Here is a 23,289-nt window from a genome sequence, read left to right as displayed (position 1 = left end):
ATCACAGCTTGCCCAGCCAGCTTCCGCCCCTCGACACACTGCGCGCCTTCGAGGCCGCCGCCCGGCTGGGCAGTTTTTCCGCCGCCGCCGAGGTACTGAACCTGACCCATGGTGCGATCAGCCGGCAGGTCGCCAAGCTGGAGCGCTGGCTTGGTCTGAAACTGTTCCTGCGCGCGGCGCGCGGTGTAAAGCTGACCCCCGACGGCGACCGGCTCTATGTCTCCACGCGTGAGGCCTTTGCGCTGATCGGCGCTTATTCGGATCGCTGGACCGAGCCGCGCGGCACTTCGGTGGTGCGCCTGAGCGCGCTGCCCTCGGTCAGCAGCCGGTGGCTGATGCCGCGGCTGGCGAAACTGGAAAGCGGTGGCGATGCCGCGCTGCGCATCCTGTTCAGCGTCGATCACCGCCAGATCGATCTGGAGGAAGAAGGCATCGACCTTGCCCTGCGCTGCGGGCGTGGCGAGGTGCCGGGGCGGGTGTCGCTGCAGTTGTTCGAGGAATGGTGTTTTCCGGTCGCCTCGCCCGAACTGGCCAAGGAGATCGGCAGCGGCGACCCCAAGCGCCTGCTGAACTATCCGCTGATCCATGATTCCAGCGCCACCGGCTGGCGGGCCTGGTTCGCCGAGCAGGGACTGGATTATCGCCCGGCGGCACATGATCGCCGCTTCGAGGATTACAGCCTGGTGCTGGATGCGGCGGCCTGCGGGCTGGGTATCGCGCTGGCGCGGCCGCCGCTGGCGCAGCGCGATCTCGATGCCGGCCGCGTCGTGCAGGTCGATCCACGTATCGCGCGCAACTCGGTGTCCTACTGGCTCGACCGGCCGCCCGGCAAACTACGCGGCGCCGCGGCCGAGCTTGCGCGACGGCTGGCTGCCGAAGCTGACGTGACGCCGGAGGCGCTGGCGGCCTTCCTTGAGGCCGACTGAGGGTCACTCAGCGGCGCAACAGACAGCTGTACTGGAAGCGCTGGATGCTGCCGCCGGGCGTGTGGTGCTCTTCGCGGCGTGCATCCCGCAGGGCGAATTCCGCACCAAGTTCTGTTAGCAGGCTCTCGGGCGCATAGCGCATGACCGGCAGGCCGCTGCAGCGTTCCGGACCATCTGGCGCAAAGCTGGCGATAACGATCTGGCTGCCGCTTGCGGTGCCGGCCAGCAATGCGCGCCTGTAAGCGTCGCGATCGGCAGCATCGGTCAGGAAATGAAAAACGGCGCGGTCGTGCCACATGGCGTAGTGGCGGGCAGGTTGCCAGTGAGTGATATCGGCTGCGATCCAGTGCACGCGCTGCGCTTGGTCGCCGAGGCGCGCTTTGCTGGCGGCCAATGCCGGCTCCGCAATATCCAGTACCGTCACATCGCTATAATTCTGCGCCAGTAGGGTATCCACGAGCCGGGATGCTCCGCCGCCGATATCGACAAGCGCCGCTGTCTTTGGCATGCCGCTCTGGTCGATCAGGTCGAGGGACAAAGCAGGATTGTCCTGAAACCAACTGACTTCGGTGGCTGCCTTGGTCGTGTAGACGGTGTCCCAGTGCTGCTTGCGATCCATAGCGGCCTCCCTGCTTCCGGCATATAGGGTGCCAGGGGCAGGATCGCAACTCATTGCCAGCCGAAGGCGCGCTTGAACATGCCGCCGAGCGCCGTGCCAATACTGGCCTGCTGCGCGACGCTGTCGTAGCTGCCGGTATAGAGTTTGGTGATGATGGCGTCACGCGCACCAGCGGCATCGAAACGCAGATGCAGCAGGCCGCCACCGGCCGAGGTGACATGCGCCTTGACCGGGCCGACCTCGTTAATGTCGATCATGACTTCCGCATCGCGCAGCTGGACCGCCAGGGCCGGCGGCAGATCGATGCGGGCGCCCGACACCGACATGTCGAGCAGCCAGGTCGAGTAGCGCTGCCCCTTCCAGTACATGTTGGCCGGCTCGTTGAGGTCGAAGCGTTCCTCGCGGCGCTGGCGCGGGCGTTCGACAGCCAGCAGCATCACCAGCGACAGGATCAGCAGGTTCCAGCAGCTCCAGAAAGTATAGAGAGTTGGGTCGCCGCCATCGGGCAAGCGGCCTTCGACCAGGCTGGTGCGGAAGGCAAACACGGCAAAGGCGGTGAGGGCGAACAGCGCACCGGCTTCCAGCATCACGGTCCAGTTGATCTGAACGCGATCGGTCTGCAGGCCTTTATTGGTGACGCGGAAGGTCTGCACCTTGCGGAACAGCAGCGCCGACCATACCGATGGCGCGACGCGCGACGCGCAGACGAATTCCGTCAGATCGGTCAGGATCGGCACGATGCGGCCGCTGGAAACCCAGACGAACAGCGCCGTGGATGAGAAGAAGGCCGGCATGAAGTGGAAGGCGTAGTCGGCCGCGTCGGCATGCAGGATCGAGATGCCGGCATACCAGTAGAGCAGTGGCGCGATCAGGCCAAACAGGCAGAAGGTCGGCAGGCTGAGCCAGTAGTTGGCGGTCTCGAGGAACAGAAAGCGGTGCATCAGGCTGAGGTTGTTGCGCCCGAAAGGCCCGACCTTGACGAACAGCGACTGGATGGCGCCGATGCCCCAGCGGCTGCGCTGCTTGATGTATTCGGCAATGGTTTCCGGTGCGAGACCGTTGGACAGCTTCTCGTTGAGATACCGCGTGACATAGCCGGCATCGATCAGCTTGAAGCTGAGCAGGATGTCTTCGGTGATGGTTTCAGTCGGGTAGCCGCCGATATCCTCGATGGCGGCGCGGCGGGCGACGAAAGATGTACCGCAGCAATACGACACGTCCCACGCGTCTTTCGCGGGCTGCAGCGTATCGAAGAAGAAGCGCTGTTCATCGACCCAGGATTCCGACAGCATGAAATTATGCTGCAGCATGTTTGGATTGAAGAAGAACTGCGGCGTCTGTACCAGCGCCACCTGTGCATCGTCGAAGAATCCAACGACGCGGCGCAAGAATTTACGCTTGGGCACGAAATCGGCGTCCAGCACCATGATATAGGGTGCGTTGGTTTCGATTTTTGAAACCGCCAGCGCGTTGTTCAGGTTGCCGGCCTTGGCGCCCTTGTTATCGTCGCGGCGCAGGTAGCGCACATCCATGGCGGCGCATTTATCCCGCAACCAGTCCCGGCGCGTATCGTCCAGTACCCAGACCTTGAAATTTGGGTAATCCAGCGCCCTGGCACCCAGGATGCTGCGCTCCAGCACCTCCCAGGATTCATTGTAGGTGGGGATGAAGACATCGACGGCGGGCATATCGACGCTGTGATGGCTCTTGCGCTCATTCTGCTCGGCCATCGCCGTATTGTCGCGATGCCGCCAGAAGGTGATCAGGCAGATACAGGTGCTGAAGGCCAGCATCAGTTCGAGCAGCAGGAACAGCAGGCCGAACACGAAGTCGGCCGGCTGTGCCAGCGGTGGCAGTGTTTCGCTGATGCGCCACCACAGATACCGCACACTCAGCACCAGCACGACCAGGATCAGGCCGCGGCGGACCAGCAGGTTATGCGGCTTGAACAACGGCAGCAGCAGGATTGCGCCGGTCAGGAGTGCGATGCCTGGAACGGCGGCGAGCAGATTGTTCATGTTCAGAGGCTGCCGAGCAGGCTGCCGGCCTTGCGGATCATGCGGTCTGTGAAGCCATCGGAAAGATGCAGTCGGCCGACCCGACCGATCGGGCAGGCTTCGGGCTGCATCACCACGGTCTGCGGATTGCCGGCGCGCGCGCCGGAGGCGAAATCAACGGCGAAGATCCAGCGCAACTGATCGGCGGTGCCAGTGCTGCTGATGGCGAATTCACGGCGGTCGCCATCCTGATCGCCGCGCATGCCGACGAGACGCGCCTTGTGGCTGACCATCTGGCCGTTGCGTTCGAATTCCACATTGGCGCTGTCGCCGATTGACAGCGTCTCATCGGTGCGGCGGTCGCGCAGCACTTCGAAGAAGATGCGCGAGCAATCGGCGATCTGCAGCAGCGGCGCGCTGCTATTGATGGTCGCGCCTTCGCTTTCCAGCTGGCGCCACAGTACTCCATCGACCGGCGCGGTAATCGAGGCTTCACCTGCCTGCTGGCGACGGCGCTGCTCCGCTTCGATCTGGCGTTCGACCTGGGCGCGTTCTGCGTCCAGCTCGGTTTTGCGGTTGGCGAGGCCCAGGCGCTGCAACTCGACTTCGTCGCGGCGCTGCTGCGAGTAAGGCGCGTTGTTGTATGAGTCGGTCAGGTAAATGCCACGGTCGGCGGCCTCGCGCTCCTGGCGCAGGCGATCGAGCGTTTTGCGCTGCGCCGCAAGGTCGGCCTGTGCGACATCGGCTTCAGCACGGCGGCGGTCGAAATCGGCGCGACTGGCGTAGCCTTTTTCGGCCAGGGGTTCGATCCGTTTGAATTGTACATCGAGCAGGCGCGCGTTGGCTTCGGCCTGGCGTACGCGCGCCTCGGCTTCGGCGACCTGCGCGATCAGGCTGTTGATCACAGCAGTGCGGAAATTACGGCTGTCGCCACCCAGGCGCTGCAGGATAGGTTCGAGCGCGGCGATCTGCTGCTCAAGCCCACCGATACGTTCGGTCAGCGCGGCGCCCTGTGCTTGCAGATTGGCAAGACGCACGTCACGCTCGGGCGGATCGCGCAGCACGGCCAGAGTCTGGCCACGCGTCACGCGGGCGCCGATCTTGGCTTCACCGAAACTGATCTGGCCGTCGATGGGTGCGCGCAGTGTCACCAGGTCGGCATTCACGCGGCCGACCGAGGCCTGCGAGAAGAAGACGCCAGGAATCATGGCATAGCCGAACAGAGCCAGCAGAAAGACCCCCAGTCCGATCCGCAGCAGGCGACCGGTGGTGGGCGATTTGGCTTTGATTTTCGACATGTACATGAGGGGAGCGGACCTTTGGTGGGTAACGCGGGGAGTCATACCGCGTGGTTTCGTCAGGCCCGTCATTAAAATACCGTAAGTAGATGCTCGGCTTCGGAGGAGTTATGGTTAGCGATTGGTTTCTGCACTGATTACGGGGATTTAAGCTTTGCAATCGCAAGGCGGTGCTGCCGTTACGGAAATGCGGTATATCCACTCTCACGGGTGTTGCGTCAGGCCTCGCCATCGCCTTGCCGCATTCCTGGGCAACGATCTGTATGAGGTTGAAAATTCTGTCTTGGTGCTCTGCGGCGGTCTGATCCTGCCGGCTGGGCCGGATTTTGGGATTAGGTCTGATGGTCGCCACGCTCGCGCCGGTCGGCGCGCTCCTGTTGAGTGTTGCGCTGCTGCTGACCGGCAACGGGCTGCAGGGCACCCTGCTGCCGGTGCGCGCCAACCTGGAAAATTTCGGCGCTCTGTCGATTGGCGTGATGGGGTCGGCCTATTACGTCGGCTTCGTTGCCGGTTGCGTGCTGACGCCGAAACTGATCCGCCGCGTCGGTCACATCCGCCTGTTCACTGCGATGGTGGCGGTGGCATCGGTCGTGCCGCTGCTGCACGCCATCCTCGTCGGTGCGCCAGGCTGGTGGCTGCTGCGTGGCATGACAGGCCTGTGTATGGCCGGCCTGTACCTGATTATTGAAAGCTGGCTGAACGAACGCGCCTCGCCGGAAAATCGCGGCATGATCTTCACCACCTACACGACGGTGAACTTCTCCGTCATCACGCTCGGCCAGATGCTGATGCTGGCCGACGATCCGCTGCGCTTTCATCTCTTCAGCCTGGCTTCCATCCTCGTGTCGCTCGCGGCCGTGCCGGTTGCGCTGACCCGCTCGCCGCAGCCGGCGCCGATCTCTTCGGCGCGGCTTTCTTTGCGGAGCCTGTACCGCGTGTCGCCGGTCGGTGTGGCCGGTGTGCTCACGGTGGGGCTGGCCAACGGGGCCTTCTGGGGCATGGCGCCGGCTTTCGCCTCGCAGATGGGGCTGACAGTGCCGCAGATCGCCTGGTTCATGAGCGCCACTGTGATCGGCGGCGCGCTGTCGCAATGGCCTTTCGGCCGCCTGTCGGACCGGATGGATCGCCGCAAGACCATCCTGATCGCCTGCGGGTTGGCCTGCAGTGCGGCTCTGCTGCTGATCTTCACCGGCTTCGCGATGCCGCCGCTGATGATTGGCGCAGCTTTCCTGTTCGGCGTTTTCTCGTTTCCGCTCTACGCGCTCAGTGCCGCCCATGCCAATGACATGGCGAAGGATGTCGACTTCGTCGCCATCGCCGGCGGCCTGCTGCTGATCAATGGTGCCGGATCGGTGGTCGGCCCGATGATCGGCGGCATTGCCATGGACCGGTTTGGACCGCTCGGCCTGTTCGGTTTCACCGCATTCGTGCATGCCGCGATGACGGTCTTTACCCTGCATCGCATGCGCCAGCGCGCGGCACCACCCCAGGAGCAGAAAACCGATTTCGTGCCAATGCCGAGCACGGCACCGGTGCGGGCCGACCTCGATCCGCGCTCCGACGAGACTGCCAGCCCACCGGAGCGATCCGCTGCCGCGTAAAAAAACCAGTTGCTGTCACAGGAAATCGGCGGCGCAGTCGTATAGGCTGGGGACATGATGATTCCCAATACCGATACCATGCCGGCCAGCGATGTGCCGGTTGCCATGTGGCTGATCAACGCCGGGCTGGATGATGCCTCACCCGAAGCCCTGATCACCGACTTCTGCGCCAGGTCAGTTGAAGCGGGGATTCCGCTGCAGCGGGTTTTTGTCGGTATGGCTACCCTGCATCCGCTGCTGCGCGCGCGCGGCTATACCTGGACGCGCGATGGTGGGCTGGTCGGTAACGATGCCATGCCGCATCGCGATCCCAACGACGAGCCGGAAGCCTGGGTTGCCAGCCCGCTGCGGCATATGCTGAGCAACAACGTGCCCGAGATGCGCCGCCTGCTGGTCGGCGACAAGGCGGTGCATGATTTTCAGGTATTGCGCGAATTCACCGAACAGGGCCTGAGCGACTGGTTTGCCATGGCGCACAGCTTCGGCTGGACCTTCGAAGACAGCCGCCATATCACTGACCGCTATGCCGGCATTGGCATGATCAGTTCCTTCACCACCGCGCAGGCCGGCGGTTTCACCGATGATCAGCTGATGCGCCTGCGCCGGTTGGTGCGGCTGCTGGCGCTGGCGGTGAAGGCCGCGATGCTGACGCAGATGAGCCGCGACCTGACAGCTGCTTATATCGGCGGCGATGCAGCGCATCGGGTGCTGAACGGTGTGATCCGCCGCGGCCAGGCCGAGCGCATCGAAGCCGTGATCCTTTATGCTGACCTGCGCGGTTTCACGGCGCTGGCCGATCGGCTGGCCATCGAGCCTCTGGTTGAAACGCTGAACGCCTATTTCGACTGTCTCGGTCCCGCCATCGAGGACGGCGGCGGGCAGGTGCTGAAATTCCTCGGTGACGGCCTGCTGGCGAGTTTCCAACTCGATGGTCGGCGGGCGGGCAGGGAGGTCGGCAGGGCGGCGCTGAAGGCTGCGAAGGCCGCACTCGATGCGGTGGCTGCGCTGAATGCCGAGCGCGCAGCGGCCAGTTTGCCAGTCCTCGCGCTTGATATAGCGCTGCATGAAGGTCTGGTGATGTATGGCAATGTCGGCACCGGTGCGCGCCTCGATTTCACCCTGATCGGCCCGACGGTGAATGAAGCTGCGCGGCTGGAGAACCTGTGCGGGGCACTCGACTGCAATCTGGTGGTGTCGGAAAGCTTCGCCCGCCTTGCCGGCAGCGACACCGGACTGGTCTCACTCGGCCGGCATACGTTGCGCGGCGTGGCTGAAATGCGCGAGGTCTTCGGGCTGCCGAAGTGAGACTGTCTGTGGACAAACAGACAGCTGCATACCACCTGTAGCGTCAGCGATGCCCGAATGCGGCAATATTGTGAAATCTTTCTGCTATTCGCTTGGTAACCTTGAATTAAGGGAATTCATGATTATCTTCAGTTCTGGTCGTTGAGACCAACGATGATCGCCGTCCGTAAAGCGGGATGCAGTGGCCCGCCGGCGCATCATCACCTTTTCCTCCCCTCAAGCACAATCCGATCATTTCAGCAGCCTGCGGCAACGCATGGCTGAATTTTAATGCTTTTCGCCGTCTGGCGCTGTGCCATGCTGAAACCGCAAACAGACGATGGGATCGGCCTTCAATGGCACCGGCACAGGATTCGCGTCGGCGAAATAGCGACAAGCCTTTCGCCAGCGATCCCGAACTGAAATTCTGGTCGGCGCGGCCGCGTGCTTTCGCTGAAACCTGGCGGGCCCGCATACCGCCGGGCCTGACCATTCCGTCGCGCCAGGCCTTCGCGCCGGAGACCCTAGTCGAATTTCTGCCATATATGTTGATCATCGAGATGGACGAGTCACGCCAGCGCTATCGCAATCGCCTGATCGGAACCGAGGTTGTCGCTCATGCCGGTCGCGATACGACCGGCAAGTGGTTTGACGAGATTTATTCCGAGGCCACGCAATACGGTCATCACCTGGCGCATCAGTGGGTGCTACAGCATCGCCGGCCTTTGCGCGTGCATGGCACGATGGCCTATGTCGACCGCGGCTATCTGGCGGTGGAGTCGATAGTGGTGCCGGTCTCGGTAAATCGGCCAGATGAGATTGAGCAGTTTATGATCTGCGTCGCCTATGGCGATCTGCAGAAGGAAGCGCCCTGATCCGGCAAACGCCGAACCAATGTGACCAATCGGACCGGCAAATCGTATATTTCGTGCGGATTTTCTGGTGATCCGCTGTTGCTCATCCACTTGCTTGGGCAGACAATCCGGCTCCGTTTTTCGTAGTCGAGTTTTCTCATGATCCTGGGCATTCCCTATCCCGAGTTGGCCATGCTGGCCGTCGCGCTGCTCGCAGCCGGCGCTGTGACCGGCATCCTGGCCGGTGTTTTTGGCGTTGGTGGCGGCGCTGTTATCGTGCCGGTGCTATACGAGCTGTTCACGCTGCTTGGTGTGCCGGAAGAGGCGCGGATGCCGTTCTGCGTCGGCACGTCGCTGGCCGTGATCATTCCCACCTCGATCCGATCCTTCAATGCGCACCGCGCCAAGGGCATGGTCGATATGTCGATCGTGAAAATCTGGGCGGTTCCGGTGGTGATCGGTGTCCTCGCCGGCGGTGTGATCGCGCGTTACGCGCCGGCCGACGTGTTCAAGGCCGTGTTCGTCATCGTTGCCGGCCTGTCGGCCTTCCGCTTGCTGCTGGGCAAGGACAGCTGGAAACTGGCCGATGACATGCCAGGCAACCTGATCATGCGGCTGTATGGCCTCGTGATTGGCGTGCTCTCGGCGCTGATGGGCATCGGCGGAGGCCAGCTTTCCAGCCTGTTCATGACCTTCTACGGCCGGCCGATCCATCAGGCAGTGGCGACCTCGTCGGGGCTGGGCGTGCTGATCTCGATCCCTGGCGCAATCGGCTATATCTACGCCGGATGGCCGAAAGCCGCGGAATTCCCTGACGTTGCCGCTCTTCAACCGCCACTTGCGCTGGGCTACGTGTCACTGATCGGTTTCCTGCTCTTCGTGCCGACCAGCATCTGGACTGCCCCAGTTGGGGCGCGGCTGGCGCATTCCCTGCCCAAGCGGAAGCTCGAGATCCTCTTTGGGTTGTTCCTTGCGACCGTCTGTTTGCGGTTCGTACTAAGCTTCTTCTAAAGCATCGATCCCGGAGTCAATCCAGGCGCTGTTATAGGCGTCAAATTTTCCCGGCCCGGCCTCTGTACGGGGCACCCGCGCGACGGGTATGCCTGTCGCCGGGGTTCAGTCTGAAGCTGGTGTTTTGATGAGGCTCGTCCTGGGTGGCAAGCGGGTGCTGGTGGCAACGGTGACGTTGCTGCTGCTGGTAGGCTTTCTGGCGACATCGCTGGCGAGCTACTTCGTGTCACGGCAGTCGCTGCGCGACGCGGTGATCGAAACCGAACTGCCGCTCACCTCTGACAACATCTATTCCGAAATCCAGAAAGACCTGATCCAGCCGATCGTCATTTCGTCGGTGATGGCGACGGATACGTTTTTGCGCGACTGGGTTCTTGACGGTGAGGAAGATCCCGAGCGCATCACGCAGTACCTGCATGCGATCAAGGAACGCTACAGCGCGATCACCAGCTTCTTCGTCTCGGATCGCACGCGCGTTTACTATCATGCCGATGGCATTCTCAAACGCGTCGATCAAAACGAACCTCGCGATGAGTGGTATTACCGCGTACGCGACATGATCCTGCCATACGAGATCAATGTCGATCCTGATCTTGCCAATCAGGATACGATGACGATCTTTATCAACTACCGCGTCATGGATTATTCCGGCAACTTCCTCGGCGCATCCGGTATCGGCCTGACGGTGAATGCCGTGCGCACCCTGATCGACGATTATCAAAGCCGTTTCGGTCGCACGGTTTATTTTGCCGACGGCCAAGGGCGCATTGTTCTCGTTGGTGCCGACAATTCGGTGCCCGAGAGCGAAGTCATGCAGCGCGGCAATCTGGGTGAAATGTATCCGCAATGGTCGCCACGGCAGACGCGTACTTTCGAGTACGATTATCGTGGCAGCACACGTTTCCTCAACGTGCGTTTTATTCCTGAACTTGGCTGGTATCTACTGGTCGAGAAGGAAGCCGATAGCGATGTCGCGCAGATCAGGCGTGCGCTCTACATCAACCTGCTGATCTGTATCGTCATCACTGCGCTTGTTCTGCTGGCGACGTGGCTTACTATCAGCCGTTTCCAGCGCAGGCTGGAGGCGATGGCGACGACCGACAAACTGACCGGCCTGGCGAGCCGTCACGCCTACGACATCCTGATCGATCAGGCGTTACGTGATGCGCGCCGGCTGAACCAGCCGCTGTCGGTGGTGATGGTGGATGCCGACCACTTCAAGCCGATCAACGATCAGGCGGGGCATCTCGCAGGCGATCGCGTGCTGATCGGCATCGCCAATGCCATCCGCGCAAGCCTGCGCTCGTCGGATCTGATCTGCCGCTGGGGCGGAGATGAATTCCTCGTCGTGTTGCGCAACTGTGACCTGTTCAATGCCGAAAGGCTGGGCGAGACGATCCGCCAGACCGTCGAGAATGCCGCATTTACTTTCAACGGCAGTGCCATCCCCGTCACCGTCAGCGTGGGCATTGCCGTTCTGCGCAGCGACGACGATGCCGAGACCTTCATCGGGCGCGCCGATGTCGCGCTTTATCGCGCCAAGCAGGATGGCCGCAACCTCATGCGGTCCGACACGCGGATGCAGGCCGCCGACTAAGCCGGGTGTGCGATTCGGTTCGGCCTGCCGCCGTCAAAAATCATTCAGCGCTTGTGCAGAGTTAAGGGCGCCGGTAACTTTGCGAATCGGCGCTGCGGCGGTGTGATTCCAGGGGGACGGGATGCGTGATTCAGGACGGGTGCTCATCACGGGCGGTGCGGGCTTTCTTGGCTCACATCTGTGCGAGCGGCTGATCGGCGAGGGGATGGATGTCCTCTGCGTCGATAACTACTTCACGGGGCGCCGCGCCAACGTCGAGGCGCTCCTGGAGCATCCGCGTTTCGAGATCATGCGGCATGACGTGACCTTCCCGCTCTATGTGGAAGTCGACCAGATCTACAACCTGGCTTGCCCCGCATCGCCGGTCCACTATCAGCACGACCCGGTGCAGACCACCAAGACAAGTGTGCATGGTGCGATCAACATGCTTGGTCTTGCCAAACGCGTGCGCGCCACGATTTTCCAAGCGTCGACCTCGGAAGTGTATGGCGACCCGCAGATTCACCCGCAGACCGAAGAGTACTGGGGCCATGTGAACCCGATTGGCCTGCGCTCGTGCTACGACGAAGGCAAGCGCTGCGCCGAAACGCTGTTCTTCGATTACCATCGCCAGCATAAGCTGAAGATCAAGGTTGGCCGTATCTTCAACACTTACGGCCCGCGCATGCATCCCAACGATGGCCGCGTGGTGTCGAACTTCATCGTGCAGGCGCTGAAGGGCAGGGACATCACCATTTACGGGAAAGGCACGCAGACGCGCTCGTTCTGCTACGTCAGCGATCTGATTGACGGGTTCGTGCGCCTGATGGCCACTGGCCCGGAAGTGACCGGCCCGATCAATCTCGGCAATCCGGTCGAGTTCACGATGCTCGAGCTGGCGGAACTGGTGCTGAAGCTGACGGGCTCTTCATCGAAGCTGATCTTTGAACCGCTGCCGTCGGATGATCCGAAACAGCGCCAGCCGGACATCACGAAGGCCAAGCAGGCCCTCGGATGGGAGCCAAAAGTGAAGCTGGAAGACGGTTTGAAGGAAACGATCGCCTATTTCCGCTCGATCGTCTGACGAATTCTCACAAATAATTGCAGGTTAATATTCCTATCGTCGAGACCGGGAGGGTCGCGCGTTGGTTGTGCCTGTGTCTCGCCGCGAGACAAATCTGTGACCGGATTCGCCTCTTTGGACTATATTTAAGTAATTGATTTTAAATGTAAATTTCATTTCAGGCCCGGCGGCCGATTCGTCTCGCCCCGCAGGTCTGTTGAAAAAACGGGTCTTTTCGGAATTCCGCTGCTGAGGCTCGTATTACAGCTCTATGAAACTATCGCGTGCAAGAATCCTCTTGCGTTAACCACGCATTTGAATTACCCCTAGGCCACGCGTACAGAAAGTTATTGCGAAACGCTACAGAAAGTGAGCGCTAGCCATGGGTACCTACCGCGAAGCGGCCCCAGGCCGTAGATTCGCCCCTAGATGGCAAATCGTCCTGCTGAACGAGCTAATTGGACCGGATTTTATCCGGGCTGTAGTCGCTCGTTTCTCTAGCATTTCCGCTGTTTCCAGCATTTTTGCGCTCTTCTGGTGTCAGGCTCACCGGAATGGCGATGTCGTGTACGCAAGCCTATTCCACTGGCGAGTGGGGCGTGAGGCACGCCTGACCCGTCGCATCGCATACACGACTAACGGCTAGCGCAAGGCGCTTTTTGGGGGAGATTTCTCATGTCCGGTATTAGCTTCCTTTCGACTGCTCAGATTGCCAACCTGTCTTCGACGGCCATTCAGGCCCTGAGCACGACAGACATCCAGTCGCTCAAGTCGACCCAGGTCGCGGCGCTCTCGCAGACTGGCATCGAATCGCTCAGCACGACGCAGGTCGATGCGCTGCTCACCTCGCAGGTCAAAGCGCTCACCGCCACCCAGTTCGGCTACTTCACTTCCGAGCAGCTGGTCTTCGATGCAGCCCAGATCGCGGTGCTCTCCGCCGCCCAGTTGGGTGCTTTGAGCACAACCAATGTTTCGGCGCTCGACACCACGCAGATTGTCGCGCTGAACACCACGCAGATTCGCGCGCTGACCACGACGCAGATCGGCGCGCTGGAGAATGCCGACATTGGCGAGTTCACCTCGACCCAGCTCGGTGCGCTGAACGCCACCCAGATCCGGGCCATCAGCACTTCGAACCTCGAGCAGCTGACCACCGCGCAGATCGGCGGTCTGAGCTCGACCTCGGTCCAGAGCCTGAGCACGACGCAGACCCAGGCGCTGTCCACGACCTTCATCAATTCTCTGAGCGCGACCCAGGCGAAGGGCTTCACGTCCACCCAGGTCGGCCAGCTTGACGAAACCCAGGCCACTGCGCTGACCACCACCGCCATCGGCGCGCTGTTCACGTCGCAGGTTGCGGCGCTGAGCACCACGGCGCTGAACGCCCTCGACACTGATCAGACCCGGGCTCTGGTTGCCACGCAGGTTGCCGCTCTGACCACGACGCAGATCGGTGCGCTGGACAGCCTCGATGTTGCCGACTTCACCACGACTCAGATTTCGGCCCTGACGGGAACCCAGATCAAGTCGCTGTCGACCACGAACCTGGTTGCGCTGGACACCACGCAGCAGAAGGCGCTGACGGCGACTCAGGTTTCGGCCCTGACCACGACGCAGATCAAGTCGCTGGACAGCTCGGACATCGCTGATTTCACCACGACTCAGATCAAGGCGCTGACCGCGACGCAGATCGGCGTGCTTGACACGGAAGACCTGAATGCGCTCGTCCAGACGCAGATCGAAGTTCTGTCGGCGGTGCAGCTCAAGGCGCTGACCACGACGCAGATCGGCGCTCTGGAAACCACCGACCTGCTCGAACTGAGCTCGACGCAGCTCGGCTCGCTGAGCTCGACGCAGTTCAAGTCGCTCAGCACCACGGCGCTGGTCGAACTGACATCGACGCAGGCCTCTGGCCTGACGGCCTCGCAGCTGGGTGCGCTGAGCACCGAGCAGCTGGATGTGCTGAGCTCCACGGCGATTGGTGCGCTCAATAGCGCGCAGATCAAGAATCTGACCACGACCCAGGTCGGCTCGCTGGACGAGACGCAGGTTGCTGCGCTGAGCACCACGGCGATCAAGGGCCTGGCGGCGACGCAGATTGGCGCGCTCACCACCACGGCGCTGAATGCTCTGGACACCACCCAGTCGAAGGCTCTGGCGGCGACGCAGATCGCCGGTCTGACCACGACGCAGATTGCCTCGCTTGAGACGACTGACATCGCGGATCTGACGGAGACGCAGATCAAGGCGCTGACGGCGACGCAGATCAAGTCGCTGACGACCACGAACCTGAATGCGCTGGATACCACGCAGCAGCAGGCTCTGCTTGCCACACAGATCGCGGCTCTGACCACGACGCAGATCGCCTCGCTTGAAACGACTGACATCGCTGACCTGTCGACGACGCAGATCAAGGCGCTGACCACGACGCAGATTGGTGCGCTTGAGACCACCGACCTGAATGCGCTGACCACCGCGCAGACCCAGGCCCTGTCGGCGGCTCAGCTCAAGGCACTGACCACGACGCAGATCGGCGCGCTGGAAAGCACCGATGTCAGTGAACTGAGTTCGACGCAGCTCGGCTCGCTGACCTCGACACAGGTCAAGTCGATCAGCACCACGGCGATCGCTGAACTCGGCGCCGGCCAGATCGGTGCGCTGACGGCGAGCGTGCTGGGTGCGCTGAGCACCGAGCAGCTGGATGCGCTGAGCACCACGGCGATCGGCGCGATCAGCAGCACGCAGATCAAGGGGCTGACGACGACCCAGGTCGACTCGCTGGATGAGACGCAGGCCGCTGCGCTGAGCAGCACGGCGATCAAGGGTCTGGCGGCGACGCAGCTGCAGGCTCTGAGCACCACCGCCCTGAATGCTCTGGATACCACGCAGCAGCAGGCCCTGGCGGCGACGCAGATCGCAGCCCTGACCACGACGCAGATCGCCTCGCTCGACACGACCGAGATCGGAGATCTGACGGAGACCCAGGTCAAGGCGCTGACCACAACCCAGATCAAGTCGCTGACGACCACAAACCTGGTTGCGCTGAGCACCGCGCAGCAGCAGGCTCTGGCCGCCACGCAGATCGCGGCTCTGACCACCGAGCAGATCCAGGCCCTGGACACGACTGACATCGCGGACCTGACGGAGACGCAGGTCAAGGCGCTGACCACGACGCAGATTGGTGCGCTTGAGACCACCGACCTGAATGCGCTGGTCACCACACAGGTTCAGTCGCTGTCGGCGGCTCAGCTCAAGGCGCTGACCACGACGCAGATCGGTGCGCTGGAAAGCACCGATGTCAGTGAACTGAGCTCGACGCAGCTCGGCTCGCTGACCTCGACGCAGGTCAAGTCGATCAGCACCACGGCGATCGCTGAACTCGGCGCCGGCCAGATCGGTGCGCTGACGGCGAGCGTGCTGGGTGCGCTGAGCACCGAGCAGCTGGATGCGCTGAGCACCACGGCGATCGGCGCGATCAGCAGCACGCAGATCAAGGGTCTGACGACGACCCAGGTCGACTCGCTGGATGAGACGCAGGCCGCCGCGCTGAGCAGCACGGCGATCAAGGGTCTGGTGGCGACGCAGCTGCAGGCTCTGAGCACCACCGCCCTGAATGCTCTGGACACCACCCAGCAGCAGGCCCTGGCGGCGACGCAGATCGCAGCCCTGACCACGACGCAGATCGCCTCGCTCGACACGACCGAGATCGGGGATCTGACGGAGACCCAGGTCAAGGCGCTGACGGCGACGCAGATCAAGTCGCTGACGACCACGAACCTGAATGCGCTGAGCACCGCGCAGCAGCAGGCTCTGCTTGCCACGCAGATCGCGGCTCTGACCACGACGCAGATCGCCTCGCTTGAGACGACTGACATCGCGGATCTGTCGACGACGCAGATCAAGGCTCTGACCACGACGCAGGTGAGTGCGCTTGAGACCACCGACCTGAATGCGCTGACCACCGCGCAGGCTCAGTCGCTGTCGGCGGTGCAGCTCAAGGCGCTGACCACGACGCAGATCGGCGCGCTGGAAAGCACCGACCTGGCTGAGCTCACTGCATCGCAGATCGGCTCGCTGACCACGGACCAGGTGAAGTCGATCAGCACCACGGCGCTGGCCGACCTGACCACCACCGCGGCGGGCGGCCTGACGGCCTCGCAGCTGGGTGCGCTGAGCACCGAGCAGCTGGATGTGCTGAGCACCACGGCCGTTGGCGCGCTCACCAGCACGCAGATCAAGGGTCTGACGACGACCCAGGTCGGCTCGCTGGATGAGACCCAGGTTGCTGCGCTGAGCAGCACCGCGATCAAGGGTCTGTCTGCGGCGCAGGTTGGTGCGATCACCACCACCGCCCTGAATGCTCTGGACACCACGCAGACGCAGTCTCTGGCGGCAACCCAGATTGCTGGTCTGACCACGACGCAGATCGGTGCGCTGGAAACCACTGATATCGAAGAGCTCGCCGTGGCCCAGGTGAAGGCGCTGAGTGCGGCGCAGATCCAGGCCCTGTCGACCACGAACCTGAATGCACTTGCTGATACGCAGCAGCAGGCTCTGGCCGCCACGCAGATCGCGGCTCTGACCACGACGCAGATCGCCTCGCTTGAGACGACTGACATCGCGGACCTGACGGAGACGCAGGTCAAGGCGCTGACCACGACGCAGGTCGGTGCGCTTGAGACCACCGACCTGAATGCGCTGGTCACCACACAGGTTCAGTCGCTGTCGGCGGCTCAGCTCAAGGCGCTGACCACGACGCAGATCGGCGCGCTGGAAAGCACCGATGTCAGTGAACTGAGCTCGACGCAGCTCGGCTCGCTGACCTCGACGCAGGTCAAGTCGATCAGCACCACGGCGATCGCTGAACTCGGCGCCGGCCAGATCGGTGCGCTGACGGCGAGCGTGCTGGGTGCGCTGAGCACCGAGCAGCTGGATGCGCTGAGCACCACGGCGATCGGCGCGATCAGCAGCACGCAGATCAAGGGTCTGACGACGACCCAGGTCGACTCGCTGGATGAGACGCAGGCCGCCGCGCTGAGCAGCACGGCGATCAAGGGTCTGGTGGCGACGCAGCTGCAGGCTCTGAGCACCACCGCCCTGAATGCTCTGGATACCACCCAGCAGCAGGCTCTGGCGGCGACGCAGATCGCAGCCCTGACCACGACGCAGATCGCCTCGCTCGACACGACCGAGATCGGGGATCTGACGGAGACCCAGGTCAAGGCGCTGACGGCAACGCAGATCAAGTCGCTGACGACCACGAACCTGAATGCGCTGAGCACCGCGCAGCAGCAGGCTCTGCTTGCCACACAGATCGCGGCTCTGACCACGACGCAGATCGCCTCGCTTGAGACGACTGACATCGCGGATCTGTCGACGACGCAGATCAAGGCGCTGACCACGACGCAGGTGAGTGCGCTTGAGACCACCGACCTGAATGCGCTGACCACCGCGCAGGCTCAGTCGCTGTCGGCGGTGCAGCTCAAGGCGCTGACCACGACGCAGATCGGCGCGCTGGAAAGCACCGACCTGGCTGAGCTCACTGCATCGCAGATCGGCTCGCTGACCACGGACCAGGTGAAGTCGATCAGCACCACGGCGCTGGCCGACCTGACCACCACCGCGGCGGGCGGCCTGACGGCCTCGCAGCTGGGTGCGCTGAGCACCGAGCAGCTGGATGTGCTGAGCACCACGGCCGTTGGCGCGCTCACCAGCACGCAGATCAAGGGTCTGACGACGACCCAGGTCGGCTCGCTGGATGAGACCCAGGTTGCTGCGCTGAGCAGCACCGCGATCAAGGGTCTGTCTGCGGCGCAGGTTGGTGCGATCACCACCACCGCCCTGAATGCTCTGGACACCACGCAGACGCAGTCTCTGGCGGCAACCCAGATTGCTGGTCTGACCACGACGCAGATCGGTGCGCTGGAAACCACTGATATCGAAGAGCTCGCCGTGGCCCAGGTGAAGGCGCTGAGTGCGGCGCAGATCCAGGCCCTGTCGACCACGAACCTGAATGCACTTGCTGATACGCAGCAGCAGGCTCTGGCCGCCACGCAGATCGCGGCTCTGACCACGACGCAGATCGCCTCGCTTGAGACGACTGACATCGCGGACCTGACGGAGACGCAGATCAAGGCGCTGACCTCGACGCAGGTCGGTGCGCTTGAGACCACCGACCTGAATGCGCTGGTCACCACACAGGTTCAGTCGCTGTCGGCGGCTCAGCTCAAGGGTCTGACCACGACGCAGGTGGGCGCGCTGGAAAGCACCGACATCGCGGAGCTGACCTCGACGCAGCTCGGCTCGCTGACCACGGACCAGGTGAAGGCGATCAGCACCACGGCGATCGCTGAACTCGGCGCCGGCCAGATCGGTGCGCTGACGGCGAGCGTGCTGGGTGCGCTGAGCACCGAGCAGCTGGATGCGCTGAGCACCACGGCGATCGGCGCTCTCAGCAGTGCACAGATCAAGGGTCTGACCACGACCCAGGTCGACTCGCTGGATGAGACGCAGGCCGCTGCGCTGAGCAGCACGGCGATCAAGGGTCTGGTGGCGACGCAGCTGCAGGCTCTGAGTACCACCGCCCTGAATGCTCTGGACACCACTCAGTCCACGGCCCTGGCGGCGACGCAGATCGCAGCCCTGACCACGACGCAGATCGCCTCGCTTGAGACGACTGACATCGCGGATCTGACGGAGACCCAGCTCAAGGCGCTGACGGCGACGCAGATCAAGTCGCTGACGACCACGAACCTGAATGCGCTGAGCACCGCGCAGCAGCAGGCTCTGGCCGCCACGCAGATCGCGGCTCTGACCACGACGCAGATCGCCTCGCTTGAGACGACTGACATCGCGGATCTGTCGGCGACGCAGCTCAAGGCGCTGACCACGACGCAGGTCGGTGCGCTTGAGACCACCGACCTGAATGCGCTGACCTCGACGCAGGCTCAGAACTTGTCGGCGGTGCAGCTCAAGGCGCTGACCACGACGCAGATCGGCGCGCTGGAAAGCACCGACCTGGCTGATCTGACCCCGACGCAGCTCGGCTCGCTGACCACGGACCAGGTGAAGTCGATCAGCACCACGGCGCTGGCCGACCTGACCACGACCTCGGTTGGTGGTCTGACGGCCGCACAGCTGGGTGCGCTGAGCACCGAGCAGCTGGATGCGCTGAGCACCACGGCGATCGGCGCGATCAGCAGCACGCAGATCAAGGGTCTGACGACGACCCAGGTCGACTCGCTGGATGAGACGCAGGCCGCTGCGCTGAGCAGCACGGCGATCAAGGGTCTGGCGGCGACGCAGCTGCAGGCTCTGAGCACCACCGCCCTGAATGCTCTGGATACCACCCAGCAGCAGGCTCTGGCGGCGACGCAGATCGCAGCCCTGACCACGACGCAGATCGCCTCGCTCGACACGACCGAGATCGGGGATCTGACGGACACTCAGGTCAAGGCGCTGACGGCAACGCAGATCAAGTCGCTGACGACCACGAACCTGAATGCGCTGAGCACCGCGCAGCAGCAGGCTCTGGCCGCCACGCAGATCGCGGCTCTGACCACGACGCAGATCGCCTCGCTTGAGACGACTGACATCGCGGATCTGTCGACGACGCAGATCAAGGCGCTGACCACGACGCAGGTGAGTGCGCTTGAGACCACCGACCTGAATGCGCTGACCACCGCGCAGGCTCAGTCGCTGTCGGCGGTGCAGCTCAAGGCGCTGACCACGACGCAGATCGGCGCTCTGGAGACCACCGATCTGACTGAGCTGACCTCGACGCAGCTCGGCTCGCTGACCACGGACCAGGTGAAGTCGATCAGCACCACGGCGCTGGGCGAACTCACCACCACACTCGCCGGCGGTCTGACTTCGGCTCAGGTCGGGGCGCTGAGCACCGAGCAGCTGGACGCTCTCAGCACCACGGCGCTGGGCGCACTCACCAGTACGCAGGCGAAGGGTCTGACCACGACCCAGATCCAGTCGCTGGATGAGACCCAGGCTGCCGCACTGGGCAGCACGGCGCTCACCGGTCTGGTGGCGACGCAGCTGCAGGCTCTGAGCACCACCGCCCTGAATGCTCTGGATACCACCCAGCAGCAGGCGCTGACTGCGACGCAGATCGCGGGTCTGTCCACGACGCAGATCGCCTCGTTCGACACGACCGAGATCGGGGATCTGACCACCACGCAGATCAAGGGTCTGACCACCACCCAGCTGCAGCAGTTGAACAGCACCAATCTGTCGGCTCTGACTACCGCACAGACCCAGGCGCTGACCAACGCCCAGCTGGGCGGCCTGACCACCACGCAGGTCAGCAACCTGGAGACGACGGATATCGGTGAACTGAGCACGACCCAGGTCAGCGGTTTGTCCGCGCTTCAGGTCCGAGCTCTGGGCACCGAGCAGCTGGCCGCTCTGGACACCACGCAGTCTGCGGCTCTGACCGTCCTGCAGGTGAAGGCTCTGACGACGACGCAGTTGGGCGACGTCGACACGACCTTCATCTCTGGCCTGACCACCACTCAGGTTGGCCAGTTGCTTGCGACGCAGCTTGCTGGTCTGGGAACGACCAACTTCAACGTCCTGAGCACTGCCCAGGTTCAGGCGCTGTCGACGGCACAGGTGGCTGGTCTGAGCTCGACGCAGATCGGCGCGCTGGATACCTCCGATATCGCGGAGTTCCATGCGACGCAGATTGCCGCGATCAACACCACGGCGATCCAGTTGCTCAGCACCACCAACATCGCTGAGCTGACCTCGACCCAGGCGAATGCCTTCACGCAGGCCCAGGTCGGCGTGCTGAGCAACGAGCAGATCGAGGCCTGGCTCGAGGCCCTTGGCTAAGGCTCCTCCGGGAGGCGGGAATACGACTTTGTCGCTCCTGCCTCCCGAGCAGCTTCCCGTAGTGATTTATTAAGGGAGTAACCTTTACTCCTCTAGTAAGGGAAGCCGTTGGCGTCAGCGGCAGCTGCATGGGGTAAAGATGAGTAGTTCGCATTTCGAAAGTTTGGTCGCAACACTGGCCGAACGTCCGATGCCCATCACGGAGTTGATTGATCAGGCCGCGCGCCTGCAGACCAGTGGTGAGGCTGACAAGGCGATCCTGCTATACAGGCTGTGGGATAAGTGTAATCCCACCGACCCATTCCGGTATGTGGCAGGTTTCAATCTTGGCACTTTGCTAAGCGCACGCGGCGATCTTCCCGCTGCGAAGGCGGTCTACGAAGAGACCGTCACCGCCAATCCAGATTTCTATCCGGCCTATATCAATCTCGGCAATGTGCTGGAGCGCATGGGCAACGCTAATGCGGCCGTCAATCAGTGGAATCTGATTGTTCAGCGACTGGCCACACTGACCGCGCCGGCGATCGAGCATAAGAAGACCGCCTACAAGCAGATCGGCCGTGTGCTGGAAAGCAATCTGCAGCACGCCTCATGCGAGGCCGTGTTGCGGCAGGGTCTGACGCTCGATCCGAAGCAGAACGATGTCGCGCAGCATTTCCTGTCGCAGCGCATGATCCTGAACAAGTGGCCGGTGGTCGAGCCATGGGAGGGCGTCACCCGCATGGACCTGATGAAGGGCTTCAGCCCGTTATCATCGGGTGCCTATTCGGATGATCCGCTGTTCCAGCTGGGCGGTGCCTGGGCGTATAACCGCGGTATCGGTGATCCTTCCCTTAATGGCGAATATCTTTGGCAGACGACGGCGCGCAAGCCGTCGAAACGGCTGCGCATCGGTTATCTCTCCTCGGATCTGCGCGAGCATGCGATCGGCTTCCTGATGTCAGAGCTGTTCGAATTGCATGATCGCGAGAAGGTCGAGGTCTTCGCATACTATTGCGGCATCAAGACTGACGATCCGACCAAGCGACGCATCAACGCAGCCGTTGAGCACTGGATCGATGTCAGCGACATGGATGACCGTGCAGCGGCAGAGCGCATTGCCGCCGACAACATCGACATCCTGGTCGATGTGAACGGTTATACGCGCGACGCGCGTACCAAGGCGCTGTCGTATCGTCCGGCACCGGTAATCGTGAACTGGCTTGGCTATCCGGGCAGCATGGCGAGTCCATACCATCAGTATATCATTGCGGATGAGTGGCTGATTCCGAAGGATTTCGAGGTGTATTACACGGAGAAGGTGGCGCGCCTGCCGTGCTACCAGCCGACCGACCGTAAGCGCGTGATCGCCACCGAACAGCCGACCCGCGCGGATGCCGGCCTGCCTGAAGATGCCGTGGTGTTCTGCTGCTTCAACGGCGCGCATAAACTGCGCAAGCTCACCTTCGACCGCTGGATGCAGATTCTCGCCAATGTTCCGAACAGCGTTCTGTGGCTGCTCGGGTCGTCCGACGTCACGCATGAAACACTGCGTGAAGGCGCGAAGGCGCGGGGTATCTCGCCGGACCGCATCATTTTCGCCGCTAAGCAGCCAAATCCGAGACACCTGGCGCGCTATCCGCTGGCCGATCTGTTCCTCGACACCTTCCCTTATGGTGCCCATACCACGGCGTCCGATGCACTGTGGATGGGTGTTCCCGTACTGACATTCTCCGGCCGTGGTTTCGCGTCGCGCGTCTGCGGCAGCCTGGTGCAGGCCGTGGGTATGCCGGAAATGATCTGTGAGTCGCCAGAGGATTATGTCAAGAAAGCGATTGCGCTCGGCAACGATCGCGCCGCACTGAAAAAGTGCCGCGACAAGCTGGCCAAGGTGCGCGACACCAGCGTGCTGTTCGATATGAACGGTCTGGCCCGATCGCTCGAGGGCCTGTATCAGCAGATGTGGCAGGACTTCGAGAAGGGGGCAATTCCCGTACCCGATCTTGCTAATCTGGACCTCTATCACGAACTGTCCTGCGAAGAAGATCACGAAGCGCAGGAAATGCTGGCGAAAGACAATTTCAACGGTTTCTACCAGGCCAAGATCGCTGCCCGTCACAAATTCCGCCCAGTTCCCGAGGATCGGCGTTTGTGGACAGCCAAGGTGATCAAGGCCACCGAGCAGGCCTATATGGGAAAAAAGCGCGCGAGTTGAACAGGTCGCGGACCGAGAA

General features: G+C 62.5%; 12 protein-coding genes. 9 read left to right on the top strand and 3 right to left on the bottom strand.

Annotated features, from left to right (window positions below; all coding sequences use genetic code 11):
- Window positions 1–8 precede the first annotated feature (8 nt).
- On the top strand, window positions 9–926 hold the full coding sequence (locus FNB15_RS18360; protein WP_221932676.1) for a LysR substrate-binding domain-containing protein: 918 nt from the start codon (window positions 9–11) through the stop codon (window positions 924–926).
- A 7-nt stretch (window positions 927–933) separates the two neighbouring features.
- Here the strand turns inward: FNB15_RS18360 and FNB15_RS18355 are convergent, their stop codons facing one another.
- From FNB15_RS18355 to FNB15_RS18345, 3 genes are read right to left on the bottom strand one after another with little or no spacing between them, the layout of a single operon-like run.
- Window positions 934–1,545, bottom strand: a complete 612-nt coding sequence (locus FNB15_RS18355) for a class I SAM-dependent methyltransferase (protein WP_144258108.1) — start codon at window positions 1,543–1,545, stop codon at window positions 934–936.
- 50 nt (window positions 1,546–1,595) lie between these two features.
- Window positions 1,596–3,563, bottom strand: a complete 1,968-nt coding sequence (locus FNB15_RS18350; protein ID WP_144258107.1) for a glycosyltransferase family 2 protein — start codon at window positions 3,561–3,563, stop codon at window positions 1,596–1,598.
- Between the two features lie 2 nt (window positions 3,564–3,565).
- Complete coding sequence (locus FNB15_RS18345; RefSeq protein WP_144258106.1) at window positions 3,566–4,840, bottom strand: HlyD family efflux transporter periplasmic adaptor subunit; 1,275 nt, start codon at window positions 4,838–4,840, stop codon at window positions 3,566–3,568.
- A 341-nt stretch (window positions 4,841–5,181) separates the two neighbouring features.
- Between FNB15_RS18345 and FNB15_RS18340 the strand changes: the two genes are divergently transcribed.
- From FNB15_RS18340 to FNB15_RS18305, 8 genes are all read left to right on the top strand, one after another.
- Window positions 5,182–6,441 (top strand): MFS transporter, encoded by a 1,260-nt coding sequence (locus tag FNB15_RS18340; protein WP_144258105.1) that lies wholly within the window; start codon window positions 5,182–5,184, stop codon window positions 6,439–6,441.
- 54 nt (window positions 6,442–6,495) lie between these two features.
- Window positions 6,496–7,746, top strand: coding sequence for an adenylate/guanylate cyclase domain-containing protein (locus tag FNB15_RS18335; protein ID WP_144258104.1), 1,251 nt, complete (start codon window positions 6,496–6,498; stop codon window positions 7,744–7,746).
- A gap of 176 nt (window positions 7,747–7,922) precedes the next feature.
- Entirely contained in the window at window positions 7,923–8,600 is a 678-nt protein-coding gene (locus FNB15_RS18330; protein WP_144258103.1) for a PAS domain-containing protein, read from the top strand.
- A gap of 138 nt (window positions 8,601–8,738) precedes the next feature.
- Window positions 8,739–9,590 (top strand): sulfite exporter TauE/SafE family protein, encoded by an 852-nt coding sequence (locus FNB15_RS18325; RefSeq protein WP_144258102.1) that lies wholly within the window; start codon window positions 8,739–8,741, stop codon window positions 9,588–9,590.
- 127 nt (window positions 9,591–9,717) lie between these two features.
- On the top strand, window positions 9,718–11,187 hold the full coding sequence (locus tag FNB15_RS18320; protein WP_144258101.1) for a sensor domain-containing diguanylate cyclase: 1,470 nt from the start codon (window positions 9,718–9,720) through the stop codon (window positions 11,185–11,187).
- Between the two features lie 121 nt (window positions 11,188–11,308).
- Complete coding sequence (locus FNB15_RS18315) at window positions 11,309–12,250, top strand: UDP-glucuronic acid decarboxylase family protein (protein ID WP_144258100.1); 942 nt, start codon at window positions 11,309–11,311, stop codon at window positions 12,248–12,250.
- Window positions 12,251–12,904: 654 nt separating this feature from the next.
- Window positions 12,905–21,076, top strand: a complete 8,172-nt coding sequence (locus FNB15_RS21410; protein WP_144258099.1) for a beta strand repeat-containing protein — start codon at window positions 12,905–12,907, stop codon at window positions 21,074–21,076.
- A 139-nt stretch (window positions 21,077–21,215) separates the two neighbouring features.
- A complete protein-coding gene (locus FNB15_RS18305) occupies window positions 21,216–23,270 on the top strand; it encodes an O-linked N-acetylglucosamine transferase, SPINDLY family protein (RefSeq protein WP_144258098.1) in 2,055 nt (684 codons plus the stop codon).
- Window positions 23,271–23,289: the final 19 nt, after the last annotated feature.

It is taken from the genome of Ferrovibrio terrae, from assembly GCF_007197755.1.
Taxonomy (GTDB): domain Bacteria; phylum Pseudomonadota; class Alphaproteobacteria; order Ferrovibrionales; family Ferrovibrionaceae; genus Ferrovibrio; species Ferrovibrio terrae.
The sequence above is the reverse complement of the archived record's forward strand: the minus strand, read 5'-3'. Positions and strand labels throughout refer to the sequence as shown.